We start from the raw sequence: 12,878 nt of genomic DNA on the forward strand, positions 1-12,878 counted from the left end.
CGCCAGCTGCTGCAGATGCTCGCCCTCGGCGCCGGCGCCGGCATATTGCAAGGATGCAGCTCCATGTCCTCCCCAGCGCAGCCCTCCCAGGCCAGCCTCCGCCTCTATCTGACCGCCTGCTCCGGCATCGTGCCGGAGAAGCAACGCCAGCTGGCGTTGCCGCGTCTGGCCCACGCCGGCTTCTCCCTGGAAAACGCCGCCGCGCTGAACCGCGTTTACCAGCGCTTCTCCGGCACCGATACCGAACGGCTGTCCGATCTGCAAACGCTGTTGGACCAGCCGCAATGGCCGCAGCTGATCATGGCCGGACGCGGCGGATACGGCGCGATGCGCCTGCTGCCCAGGCTGGACCTAGCGCGGCTGGGCGCGCGGCTCAAGGAGTCCCGCTCGCTGCTGATAGGCTACAGCGACTTCTGCGCGATCCAGCTGGCGCTGCTGGCCAAGAGCGGCGCCGGCAGCTTCGCCGGCCCGATGCTGGGCGATTTCGGCAGCGCCGCGCCCAACGCCTACGCGATCAACGAATTCATCGCCGGCATCTCCACGCCGCAGCGCAGCCTGCGCATCGCGGGCTCGCAGCCGCAAGCCCGCGGCGAGGGCATTTTCTGGGGCGGCAATCTCAGCGTGCTCTCCAGCCTGGCCGGCACCCCCTACCTGCCCGACATCAAGGGCGGCCTGCTATTCCTGGAGGACGTGGGCGAGCAGCCGTACCGTGTCGAGCGGATGCTGCAGCAGCTGCATCTGGCCGGCGTGCTTGGCAAGCAGAAAGCCATCTTCCTTGGCGATTTCTCGATGCAGCGGCATGTCGACGTCTACGATCCGCACTACAACTTCGACGCCGTGGTGGCCGAGCTGCGGCGCATCAGCGGCGTGCCGGTGTTCACCGGGCTGCCCTTCGGCCACATCGCCGCCAAAACCACCATGCCGCTGGGCTTCCCGGCTCGTTTCCAGGCCGAAGGCGACGGCGTGACGCTGCAGTTCCTCGACTACCCCACGGTGGACGCCTCCGCCATCCAGATTCCGGCATTGCTGGCCGAGCGCCCCATCTGAAAATGCCATCCGCTTGACCGGACAGCCAGGCTGGTGCAATTTGGCTGTCCGCGTCCCGCCCATCGCATGAATGATCAGGAAATCGCATGATCCGCAGCCAGAATCTCCTGGCCGGCCCTTTGCTGGCCGGCCTGCTTGTCCCGCTCACCGCCCTGGCCGAAGGCTATCAGACCCCGCCGCCCGAGTTGGCCGCGCTGGTCGACACCCCGCGCACGCCGCTGCAGTCGCTGAATCCCCGCAACGATACCGTACTGCAGACGCACCGCCCCGGCCTGCCCGGCATCGCCGACGTCGCCCAGCCTGAGCTGAAGCTGGCTGGGCTGAGGCTGAATCCCAAGATGCGCGCGGCCAGCCGCTTCGACTTCGGCAACGCCTTGTCGCTGCTCGATGTGAAAAGCGGCAAAAGCCGCGCCGTCACCGGCTTGCCGGCCAAGCCGCGGATCGCTGACAACGCCTGGTCGCCGGATGGCAAGCAGGTGGCGCTGAGCCTGTGGGGAGAACGCGGCGTGGAGCTATGGCTGCTGGACGCGGCCAGCGCCCGCGCGCGCCGGCTGGGCGATTTCCATCTGAACGCCGCCAGCGGCCGCGGCTTCGCCTGGATGGGCCAACAGCTGCTGGTCAAACGGCTCCCCGCCGGACAAGGCCCGGCGCCGGAGAAGCCTGCCGCGCCGGCCGGCCCCAATATCCAGCAGAGCGCCGGCGGCGCGCTGTCGCAAACCCGGACCTATCCCGACCTGCTGAAAACGCCTTACGACGCCGATTTGCTGGACTATGAACTGAGCAGCCAGCTGGCGCTGGTGGACATCAACGGCAAATCGAAGCTGATCGGCAAGCCTGACCGCTACCTGACAGTCCAACCCTCGCCGGACCGCCAGTATCTGCTGGCATCCCGGCTGCAGCGCCCCTATTCCACGCTGGTGCCGATCAACCGTTTTCCCCGGCGCATCGAGGTGATGGATCTGCAAGGCCACAGCGTGAGCTTGGTGGCCCAGCGCCCGCTGCTGGAAAGAATGCCGTCCGGCAACGACGCGGTGGAAACCGGCCCACGCGAAGTGGAATGGCGCGCCGATGCGCCCGCCACTTTGTTCTGGGCAGAGGCGCAAGACGGCGGCGACCCTGCGGTCAACGCCAAAGTGCGGGACGCGCTATACCTGCAGCCCGCGCCGTTCAAGCAGCCGCCGCTGAAGCTGCAAGAGCTGTCCAGCCGTTTCTCCAATGTCCAGTGGGGTCGCGGCGACTTGGCGCTGGTCAGCGAATACTGGTGGAAAACGCGCGCCCTGAAAGTCTGGCGCGTGCGTCCGGCCGAGCCGAGCCATGAGCCGGCCTTGCTGAGCCAGCGCAGCTCCGAGGACCGCTACGCCGATCTGGGCAATCCGGCGATGGTGAGTAACGCCGATGGACAGCCGGTGCTGCAGACTAGCCCGGATGGCGGCAGCCTGTACCTGCTGGGAGACGGCGCAAGCCCCGAGGGCGACCGCCCCTTCATCGACCGTCTGAGTCTCGCCGACAACAAGACCACCCGGCTATGGCGCTCGCAAGCGCCATGGTACGAAACCCCGCTGGCGGTGCTGAACGGCGGCGAACGCGCGCTGCTCAGCCGCGAGCAGGCCGATGCGCCGCCCAATCTGTACCTGAAAGCCCTGGACCAGGACGGCGGGCTGAGGCAACTGACCTTCTTCCCGCATCCGACGCCCCAGCTCAAGAATGTGCAAAAGCGGCAGCTGCGCTACAAGCGCGCAGATGGCATCGACCTGACCGCCACGCTGTATTTGCCGCCTGGCCACGACGCCAAGCGCGACGGATCGCTGCCGATGCTGATGTGGGCCTATCCCACCGAGTTCAAGAGCGCCGACGCAGCCGGCCAGGTGACGGACTCGCCGTATCGCTTCAACCGCGTCGGCTACTGGGGGCCTGAAGCGCTGCTGGCGCGCGGCTACGCGGTGCTGGACAATCCATCCATGCCCATCGTCGGCGCCGGCAAGCAGGAGCCCAACGACAGCTACCTGCCTCAACTGAAGATGGACGCGCAGGCGGCGGTGGACGAAGTCGTGCGGCTGGGCGTGGCCGACCGCGACCGCATCGCCATCGGCGGACACTCGTACGGCGCCTTCATGACCGCCAACCTGCTGGCCCACACCCGGCTGTTCCGCGCCGGCATCGCCCGCTCCGGCGCCTATAATCGCACGCTGACGCCATTCGGCTTCCAGTCGGAAGAGCGCAATTTCTGGCAAGCCAAGGACGTGTACCAAGTCATGTCCCCGTTCAACTACGCGGAACAGATCAAGGACGCCCTATTATTGATTCATGGCGAAGCCGACAACAATCCCGGCACCTTCCCGATCCAGAGCGAGCGGATGTACCAGGCCCTGCAAGGCCTGGGCGCCACGGTGCGGCTGTCGATGCTGCCGGCGGAAAGCCATGGCTACCGCGCCCGAGAATCCATCCTGCACATGCTGTGGGAAGAAGACCGCTGGCTGGATCAATACGTCAAGCACGCCAAACCGCGCGTTCAGGAAACCGGAACGCAGTAAATCAATCGGCGCAGGGCCAATGGGTTTGAACCCGGCAGGCTGGCGCGAAGGCAAAAAAACTGAAGCCCGGCCTTGCCGGGCTTTATGATTTTCTACAAACAAAACCGGCGAACTTTGGCTATCTTTTCATTCGCCACCCTGTTTTGCCGTCTTGGCAAACCTGGAAATCGGCAAAATATCGATCAGCCCGCGTTTTCCCTGCCGTCCATGCATATTTCAGCTTGCGCTTTGATTCTGTGTGTACAAAATTGATTATGGCGAGCATTGAAATGCTTTAATAACGCTTGCCGGTAAAAGCGGAACATCCCATGCACAAGGACAGCGGCCACCGCCTTCACATCGAACAGCCAGGCCGTCCCAGGCTGTATCAATTCGATGACCTGCCCGGTTACGAAGTGGTAGGCGTGATTACTCTCGCCGGCCGAAGCGGCGCCTTGGTCAGGAAATACAGCAACGGCATCTACAGCATGGCCAATTCAGGCATCTTGCGGCCATTGGATCAGCGGCGGGTGAAAATGGCGCTGGGCATCGGCACTAATGCCGGAGCCCCTCCCAAAATGCAAGGCGGCGCGCGCCATAATGTCTATCTCGACGCCGAAAGCATCGATATCGCGATGGAGCTGGGAGGCGGAAACATCAGCAAAGGCATACGGCTGGCGCTGAGAGTCCGCGCCGACGCCGACTGCGACGAATTGCCCAAGCCGGCGGCAGCCTAAAGCCAAATAGCGAAAATCCCGGCGACTCGCAATGGCGCCAGCCGACTCCCCCTCTTTAAGACGCAAAAAACGGGAGCCCGGCCAAGCCAGAGCTCCCGTCCTCGGCCGCGCCGGATCAGCCGTATTGCCGCGCGAAATCCTGCATGAAGTTGACCAGCGACTTCACGCCCTCGATCGGCATCGCGTTGTAGATCGACGCGCGCATGCCGCCCACCGCGCGGTGGCCCTTCAGCTGCGCCAGGCCATTCTTGCGCGCCTCCAGCAGGAAGATCTCGTCCAGCGCCTCGTCCTTCAGCTTGAACACCACGTTCATCTTGGAGCGGAACGGTTGCTCGATGTGGGTGGAGTAGAAACCGCCGCTGCTGTCGATCACGTGGTACAGCAAGCCGGCTTTTTCCTCGTTGCGGGTGGCGATGCCCTTGACCCCGCCCTGCTCCTTCAGCCACTTGAACACCAGGCCGGCGATGTAGATCGGATAGGTGCCCGGCGTGTTGTACATCGAGTCGGCGTCGGCGTGGACCTGGTAGTTGAGCATGGTCGGAATATCGGCTCGCGCCTTGCCCAGCAAGCCCTCGCGGATGATCAGCACGGTCAGGCCGGACGGCCCGATGTTTTTCTGCGCGCCGGCATAGATCATGCCGAAGCGGCTGACGTCGATCTCGCGCGACAGGAAATCGGACGACATGTCGCAGACCAGCGGTACGCCGTGCTGTTCGGCCGGGATGTACGGAAACTGCAGGCCGCCGATGGTCTCGTTGGAGGTGTAGTGCAGGTAGGCGGCGTTCGGGTCGCGCTGCCAGCTCGCCTCTTCCGGGATGTAACAGAAGTTGCGGTCTTCGCTGCTGGCGGCCACATTGACCTTGGCGTAGCGCTTCGCCTCCTTGATGGCCAGCTTGGACCAGTGGCCGGTATTGACGATGTCTATGCTGTCCTTGTCGCCCAACAGGTTCAACGGCGCCATCGCGAACTGCAGCGACGCGCCGCCTTGCAGGAACAACACCTTGTAGCCGGCCGGAATGCCCATCAGCTGGCGCAGATCCTGTTCGGCGTCATGGATAATCTCCATGAACTCCTTGCCGCGATGGCTCATCTCCATCACGCTCATGCCGGAGCCGTGCCAATCCAGCAACTCGCTTTGCGCCTCGGCCAGCACCTGGTGCGGCAATACGGCGGGACCGGCGGAAAAGTTGTACACCTTGGCCATGTCTATCCTCTGTGTCTTTGCGTGTATCGGGTCAGCCTGCTCCGGGCTGCGTCGCTACGAGTGTATAAAAAAACCGGCGTCTCCCGCCAGGGATGCGCCGGTTTGTCTGCGGACAGTACAAACAAACTGTTCAATTGGTCAGCAGGAAATGGGCTCGCGCCACCGCCACCGGCTTGGAGCGGTCGTCCTGCCAGGCTTCGATCAGCACATGGGCCACCCGCTTGCCCTGCTTGGTGATCTCGCACTGGGCGAACAGCGTCTGCGGCCGGCCGGGACGCAGATAGTCCAAGGAAAAGTCCACGATCTTCGGCGCTTCCAGCGACTCGCGATTCCACATCAGATGTATCATCGCCGCGCTTTCCATGAAGCCGCCGATCAGGCCGCCGTGCAGCGCCGGCAACGTGGTGTTGCCGACATTGCGCGGGAGGAACGGCAACTCGAAGCGCAGCTCTCCCTGCTCGTCCTCGGCCATCACCGTGCCCATCAGTTTGACGTAGGGCAGCGCGTCCACGACCTCTGCGTAGGCCTTGCGGTCGCGCAGCCCGGCGAAGCGTTGCATGAATTCGCTCATTGCCCGCCCTCCTGCACCATCGGCGTGCGGCTGGACTCGCGCATGAAAGTGGCCACGCCGTGCGCGATCGGATCAGCCGGATCGTCGTGATAGCACACCGCGCGGGTGAAGGCGATCTGGCTGGCCAGCCGGTAGCACTCGGCGGTGCAGTGGATGGCCTTGCCCGGCGTCGCCGATTTCAGGTAGTCGATGCGCAGATCCAGCGTGGCGATGGTTTCCACCTCCGCCAGCTGCGCGGTGACGGCGATGGCGCTGCAGGTGTCCACCAGCGAGGTGATCACCCCGCCGTGCAGGATGCCGGTAGCCGGATTGCCGACCAGATCCTCGCGCCACGCCAGCTTCAGCGTGGGCTTGCGCCCATCTGTGCCGACGTATTCGAAACCCAGGGTCGCGCAGTGCGGGAAAGAGACGAAGAGCTGGCTCATCATCTCCAATACCCGGGGATTGGCCGGAGTCGGAATCATCACGCCTCGCCCTGCTCCGCCGCGGCGTCGCCGTCAACGTCGCCCTCGCCTTCCGCGCACTCGGCTTCGGATTCAGCCACGATCTCCAGGCCGATCAGCTTCTCGCCCTCGTCCAGGTTGATCAGGCGCACGCCCTGGGCAGAGCGGCCGGTTTCGCGCACTTCCGCCACCTTGGTGCGGATCAGCACGCCGCCGGTGGTGATCAGCATGATGTCGTCGGTTTCCTCCACCAGGCTGGCCGCCACCAGCTTGAAGCCGGTCTTGTCGGTCAGGTCCATCGCGATCACGCCCTGGGTGCCGCGGCTGGTGCGGCGGAAATCGCCGACGCAGGTGCGCTTGCCGTAACCGCCGTCGCTGGCGGTCAGCACCATCTGGTCTTCGGAGTTGGTCACCAGCAGGGAAATCAGCTTCTGGCCTTCGCCCAGCTTCATGCCGCGCACGCCGCGGGAGGTTCGGCCCATCGGACGCACTTGGCTTTCGCTGAAGCGCACCGACTTGCCGGCGTCGGAGAACAGCATCACCTGATCGCCCTCGACAGACTGGGCGTCTTCGATCAGTTCGCCTTCGATGATGATTTCGTCTTCGGACGCCACCTCATCTTCGTCATCGCCCTGGCCCGCCACGCTCTTGCCGCAGGTCAGCGCCACGCCCACCAGATAGTTGCCCTCATCCAGATTGATGGCGATGATGCCGGCCGCGCGCGGCTTGGAGAAGGCGCGCAGCGGCGTCTTCTTCACCGTGCCGTCGGCAGTGGCCATGAATACGTACTGATCGTCGCGGAATTCCTTGACCGGCAGCAGCGCGTTGATCTTCTCGCCCTCTTCCAGCGGCAGCACGTTGACCATGGGCTTGCCGCGGCTCTGGCGGCCGCCCTGCGGCAGGTCGTACACCTTGCGCCAGTAGCAGCGGCCGCGGCTGGAGAAGCACAGCACGTAGTCGTGGGTGTTGGCGACGAACAGCGTCTCGATGAAGTCGTCGTCCTTGGTGGCCGCAGCCTGCTTGCCGCGGCCGCCGCGGCGCTGCGAGCTGTAGTCGTCGATCGGCTGCGCCTTGATGTAGCCGGTATGCGAGATGGTCACCACCATGTCCTGCGGGGTGATCAGGTCTTCGATATTGATGTCGCCGCCGTAAGGCTCGATTTCCGAGCGGCGCGCGTCGCCGAACTGGGCGCGGATGGCGGTCAGCTCTTCGCTGATGATCTGGCTGATGCGCTCCGGGCGGGCCAGGATGTCCAGCAGGTCCTGGATCACGTCCATGATCTCGCGGTATTCGCCGACGATCTTGTCCTGCTCCAGGCCGGTGAGGCGCTGCAGGCGCATGTCCAGAATGGCCTGGGCCTGGGTGTCGGACAGGTGGTAGCCGTCGTCCTTCATGCCGAAGGACGGGTCGATGTTCTCCGGACGCGCCTTGTCGCCCTCGACGCGGGACAGCATGTCCTCCACCAGCGACGAGCGCCAGGCGCGCGCCATCAGAGAGGCCTTGGCTTGCGGCGGCGCTTCGGACGCCTTGATCAGCGCGATGATCTCGTCGACGTTGGACAGCGCGACAGCCAGGCCTTCCAGCACGTGGCCGCGTTCGCGGGCCTTCTTCAGTTCGAAGATGGTGCGGCGGGTGACCACTTCGCGGCGGTGGCGCAGGAACTCTTCCAGAATCTGCTTCAGGTTCAGCAGGCGCGGCTGGCCGTCGACCAGCGCCACCATGTTCATGCCGAAGCTGTCCTGCAGCTGGGTCATCTTGTACAGGTGGTTGAGCACCACTTCCGGCATTTCGCCGCGCTTGAGCTCGATCACCACGCGCATGCCGGACTTGTCGGACTCGTCGCGCAGGTCGGAGATGCCCTCGATCTGCTTGTCGCGCACCAGTTCGCTGATGCGCTCCAGCAGGCGGGCCTTGTTCACCTGGTACGGAATCTCGTCGACGATGATCGCTTCGCGGTCGCCCTTGCCGATGGGTTCGGTGTGGGTGCGCGCGCGCATGATCACGCGGCCGCGGCCGGTGCGGTAGCCTTCCTTGACGCCGGCGGTGCCGTAGATGATGCCGGCGGTCGGGAAGTCCGGCGCCGGGATGATGTCGATCAGCTCATCGATGGTCAGATCGCTGTTGGCCAGCAGGGCCAGGCAGGCGTCCACCACCTCGTTCAGGTTGTGCGGCGGGATGTTGGTGGCCATGCCCACGGCGATGCCGGAGGAGCCGTTGACCAGCAGGTTCGGGACTTTGGCCGGCAGGATCAGCGGCTCATGCTCGGAGCCGTCGTAGTTGGGGCCGAAATCCACGGTTTCTTTTTCGATGTCGGCCAAGAGCTCGTGCGCGATGCGCGCCATGCGGATTTCGGTGTAACGCATGGCGGCGGCGTTGTCGCCGTCCACCGAGCCGAAGTTGCCCTGGCCGTCCACCAGCGGGTAGCGCAGCGAGAAATCCTGCGCCAGGCGCACGATAGTGTCGTACACGGCGGTGTCGCCGTGCGGGTGGTATTTACCGATCACATCGCCAACGATACGGGCCGATTTCTTATAGGCGCGGTTCCAGTCATTGGACAGCTCGTGCATCGCGAACAGCACGCGGCGGTGCACCGGCTTCAGGCCATCGCGCACGTCCGGCAGCGCCCGGCCCACGATCACGCTCATCGCGTAATCCAGGTAAGAACGGCGCATCTCCTCTTCGAGGCTGATGGGAAGCGTTTCCTTGGCGAACAGGTTATCGGTCATAAGTATCTTGATTCGTAAGGATGATCCGGCCAACGCGGCGGCGGCGCGCTTCGCATGTGCGATTTCGCGCCCGCACCGGCGCTAGCCGACGGATGTGACAATCTTTCCATTCTACCACGAAAGGCATGGCCTATGCCTGCGGCGCAAGCGCGGCGGGCCGCATGCGGCGCGGCGTCGGGCATATGCGAGGCATCGGGATGCGCGCCTTCGCGGCGGGCATAAAAAAGGAGGGCCGAAGCCCTCCGCAAGTCTTGTAGCCAGGAGTGTTACAAGAAAAACTCAGTTCCAGTTCTGCGGCAGCTTGTAGCCGGCGAACTTCTGTTTGGTGTAGGACTTGAACGCCGGCGAATTGTAGGCGGCGACCACGTCCTTGGCCCAGGGCTTGCCGGCGTCCGCCGCGCGCACCACGCCCCAGTTCACGTAGGCGTAGCTCTTCTCCTGGAAGACGGCGTCGGTCAGCTTGATGCCGGAACTGGTGGCGTAGTTGCCGTTGATCACGGCGAAGTCCACGTCGCTGCGGGAGCGCGGCAGCTGGGCGGCTTCCAGCGGCACGATCTTCACTTTCTTCACGTTGTCGGCGATGTCGCGCTCGGAAGCGGTCAGCGGATTGATGCCCGGCTTCAGCTTCACCCAGCCCAGATCGCTCAGCATCACCAGCGCGCGGGCGAAGTTGGACGGATCGTTAGGCGCGGCGATGGTCACGCCCGGCTTCGCGTCCTTCAGCGACTTCAGCTTGCCCGGGTAGATGCCCAGCGGCGCGGTCGGCACCTGGAACGCCTCTTTCAGCGACAGCTTGTGCTCTTTGGCGAAGTTGTCGAGGTAGGGCTTGTGCTGGAACACATTCACGTCCAGCGAGCCTTCCTGCAGCGCCAGGTTCGGGCGGACATAGTCGGTGAACTCCACCAGCTTCACGGTGTAGCCCTGCTTTTCCAGTTGGGGCTTGATCGATTGCTTGACCATGTCGCCGAAGTCGCCGACGGTGGTGCCGATGACGATCTGCTTCTTGGCCGGGTCGGCGGCCAGAACCTGGCCGGCCAGGGCCAGGCCCACGATGGATGCGGCAACTGCCTTGATCACGAATCTACGCATTATTCTCTCCTTTAAATTTTGAAATCAGCGCTTGTCGAGTTTTGCCGCCAGGCGGTTGCCCAGCAGCTGGATGATTTGCACCAGCACCACCAGCAGCAGCACCATGGCCACCATCACGTCGGTCTGGAAGCGGTAATAGCCGTAGCGGATGGCGAGGTCGCCGATGCCGCCGCCGCCCACCACGCCCGCCACCGCGGTGTAGCTGAGGAAGCTGATGGTCAGGATGGTGAGGCTGGAGATCAGGCCGGAACGGGCCTCGTTCACCAACACCTTGAAAATGATCTGGGCCGGACTGGCGCCCATCGCCTCGGCGGCTTCCACCACGCCGCGCGGAATCTCGCGCAGCGTCTGCTCCACCAGGCGGGCGAAGTACGGGATGGCGGCGAAGGACAGCGGCACCGACGCGGCCACCGGGCCGATGGTGCTGCCCACCAGCGCGCGGGTCAGCGGAATCAATACCACCATCAAGATGATGAAGGGGAAGGAGCGCACCAGATTCACCAGCCAGCTCAACACGCCGTTGACGGTGCGGTTGGCGAACATCTGGCCAGGCTGGGACAGATAGAGGATCACGCCCAAGGGGCCACCCAGCAGGATGGCGGCGGCCAGGCCCACGCCCAGCATCACGCCGGTTTCCAGAATGGCCTGCCAGATTTCCGGGCCCATGGATTGCAGGTTCTGCAGCGCTTCGTTCAGGGTTGCGGCATCCATTTACGCGGCCTCCAGCAGCGAGCGGGCCAGATCGGAATCCGCCTCCACTTCGCGATTGTTCACATCGACTACCTCCACCACGCGGCCCTGGTCCAGCACGGCGGCGCGGTGGCAGATGCTGCGCACCACATTCATTTCATGGGTGACAATCACCACAGTGACGCCGAAGCGCGCGTTGATGTCCTGCAGGCAGTCCAGAATGGATTGAGTGGTTTTCGGGTCCAGCGCCGAGGTGGGCTCGTCGGCCAGGATCACATGCGGACGCGGGGCCAGGGCGCGGGCGATGCCGACGCGCTGCTTCTGGCCGCCAGACAGCTGGGCCGGATAATGGTTGGCGCGGTCTTCCAGGCCGACCACGGCCAGGCACTCGGCGACGCGCTTTTCAATGTCGGCTTTGCTCCAGCCGGCGATTTCCAGCGGGAAGGCGACATTGCCGGCGACGGTGCGGTTGGCCAGCAGATTGAATTGCTGGAACACCATGCCGATGTTTTGGCGAGCCGCGCGCAGCTCCTTGGGAGACAGGCTGGTCAAATCCTGGCCGTCGACGATCACGGCGCCGGCGTCCGGGCGCTCCAGCAGATTGATCAGGCGCAGCAAGGTGGACTTGCCGGCGCCGGAGAAACCGATCAGGCCGAAGACTTCGCCTGCCTTGATGGTCAATGAGGTTTCCGCGACAGCGTCGAACCAGCCGCCCTCGGGGCGACGGAACCGTTTACGGATATTTTGCAGATGAATCATTCCAAACACTCCCAAAGCATAAAGCCCACCGATTGCTGCGGCGGGCTTTGCTGTGGAAATCTTCGGAATATTCCGGGAGACTTATGTAGACAGGTTTAGGTGTTGCTGGGTCTGTCTACCCACGCTTTAGCTGTTTTACGCCCGCAAGCTGTGTTCAAATCGGCGATAAATTTGATTGAGATTGAACATCTTTTTTCGCTTAGCGTCAACACCCTTTTGAAAAAATATAAGCAATCGTCTCGTTATTGCGAAAAATTCTTTGAAATATAATTGCAAGAAATTTGCATATTCTTCTTGGTTATATTTATCACTACAACGGACGGATCTCCGCGCACAGCGGCAAATGGTCCGACAAACCGGACCACGGCCGGCCGCCCAACACCCTGGCCGACTCCACCTTCAGGCCGCGCACGTAGATGCGGTCCAGCGCCAGCATCGGCATACGCGCCGGAAAGCTTTGCGCATGGCGGCCATGCAGCGTCAAAAACGCCTCCTCCAGGCCCAGCTCCTGCCGCAGCAGCGCGCTGGCCTCGCCGCGCCAGTCATTGAAGTCCCCGGCCAGGATCAGCGGCAGATGGTCCGCTATCCCCTGCCGCACGTAATCGGCCAGCCCGCGATATTGCCTGCGCCGGTCGAAAGCCAGCAGATTGAAATGGCCGCACAGCGCCACCACCGGTTGCGGCCAGCCATCCGGCTGCAGCAAACACTGCAGCACGCCGCGGCTCTCGAAACGATTGACCGAGATATCGCGGTTGCACCACTCGCGGACATGAAAGCGCGTCAGCAAGGCATTGCCATGATGGCCGTGCCGATAACTGGCGTTCAGCCCGTACACCGCGCGATGCGCCAGCCTGCCGGCCAAATAGTGGTGCTGCGGCTGGACAGGCCAGATCTGGTGGCGCAAAGCCCGCTCCAGGTTCTTGCCCTGCACCTCCTGCAGAAACAGCATGTCCGGCGACAGATCCGCCAACGCCTCGGCCATGCCGCCCACCTTCACGTGCCGGTTCAGCGGGGACATGCCCTTGTGGATGTTGTAAGTGCATATCGTTATGCTTTTCATATGATTATCAATAACTTGAAACAATCATCCAAAGTTGAGCCT

Annotated in this window: 11 protein-coding genes; 3 read left to right on the forward strand and 8 right to left on the reverse strand. The window is 63.6% G+C overall.

Features of this window, described 5'->3' with window-relative positions; all coding sequences use genetic code 11:
- Window positions 1-63: 63 nt before the first annotated feature.
- From LQR33_RS06855 to LQR33_RS06865, 3 genes are all read left to right on the forward strand, one after another.
- Window positions 64-1,047: an LD-carboxypeptidase gene (locus tag LQR33_RS06855; RefSeq protein WP_231468088.1), complete on the forward strand. Its 984-nt coding sequence runs from the start codon at window positions 64-66 to the stop codon at window positions 1,045-1,047.
- Between the two features lie 86 nt (window positions 1,048-1,133).
- Window positions 1,134-3,578: a S9 family peptidase gene (locus tag LQR33_RS06860; RefSeq protein WP_231468090.1), complete on the forward strand. Its 2,445-nt coding sequence runs from the start codon at window positions 1,134-1,136 to the stop codon at window positions 3,576-3,578.
- 308 nt (window positions 3,579-3,886) lie between these two features.
- Window positions 3,887-4,294, forward strand: coding sequence for a hypothetical protein (locus LQR33_RS06865; protein WP_166439264.1), 408 nt, complete (start codon window positions 3,887-3,889; stop codon window positions 4,292-4,294).
- A gap of 115 nt (window positions 4,295-4,409) precedes the next feature.
- Here LQR33_RS06865 and serC read toward each other — a convergent pair whose 3' ends face one another.
- From serC to LQR33_RS06905, 8 genes are all read right to left on the reverse strand, one after another.
- Complete coding sequence (serC, locus tag LQR33_RS06870) at window positions 4,410-5,504, reverse strand: 3-phosphoserine/phosphohydroxythreonine transaminase (protein ID WP_221665799.1); 1,095 nt, start codon at window positions 5,502-5,504, stop codon at window positions 4,410-4,412.
- A 124-nt stretch (window positions 5,505-5,628) separates the two neighbouring features.
- Window positions 5,629-6,069, reverse strand: a complete 441-nt coding sequence (locus LQR33_RS06875; RefSeq protein WP_166439266.1) for a PaaI family thioesterase — start codon at window positions 6,067-6,069, stop codon at window positions 5,629-5,631.
- Window positions 6,066-6,533: a PaaI family thioesterase gene (locus LQR33_RS06880; RefSeq protein WP_021476766.1), complete on the reverse strand. Its 468-nt coding sequence runs from the start codon at window positions 6,531-6,533 to the stop codon at window positions 6,066-6,068. Before LQR33_RS06880 ends, LQR33_RS06875 begins: the two co-directional genes overlap by 4 nt.
- Window positions 6,533-9,238, reverse strand: a complete 2,706-nt coding sequence (gene gyrA, locus LQR33_RS06885; protein ID WP_221668933.1) for a DNA gyrase subunit A — start codon at window positions 9,236-9,238, stop codon at window positions 6,533-6,535. The genes LQR33_RS06880 and gyrA overlap by 1 nt, the downstream gene beginning before the upstream one ends.
- 279 nt (window positions 9,239-9,517) lie before the next feature.
- Window positions 9,518-10,327, reverse strand: coding sequence for a MetQ/NlpA family ABC transporter substrate-binding protein (locus tag LQR33_RS06890; RefSeq protein ID WP_166439268.1), 810 nt, complete (start codon window positions 10,325-10,327; stop codon window positions 9,518-9,520).
- Window positions 10,328-10,351: 24 nt separating this feature from the next.
- Window positions 10,352-11,038, reverse strand: coding sequence for a methionine ABC transporter permease (locus LQR33_RS06895; RefSeq protein WP_021476763.1), 687 nt, complete (start codon window positions 11,036-11,038; stop codon window positions 10,352-10,354).
- Window positions 11,039-11,776, reverse strand: coding sequence for a methionine ABC transporter ATP-binding protein (locus LQR33_RS06900; protein WP_166439269.1), 738 nt, complete (start codon window positions 11,774-11,776; stop codon window positions 11,039-11,041). It lies immediately after the preceding gene.
- A gap of 310 nt (window positions 11,777-12,086) precedes the next feature.
- Window positions 12,087-12,836 carry an endonuclease/exonuclease/phosphatase family protein gene (locus LQR33_RS06905; protein WP_021476761.1) on the reverse strand — a complete coding sequence of 250 codons (750 nt, stop codon included), beginning with the start codon at window positions 12,834-12,836 and terminating at the stop codon, window positions 12,087-12,089.
- Window positions 12,837-12,878: the final 42 nt, after the last annotated feature.

It is taken from the genome of Chromobacterium piscinae (assembly GCF_021129175.1).
Lineage (GTDB): Bacteria > Pseudomonadota > Gammaproteobacteria > Burkholderiales > Chromobacteriaceae > Chromobacterium > Chromobacterium piscinae.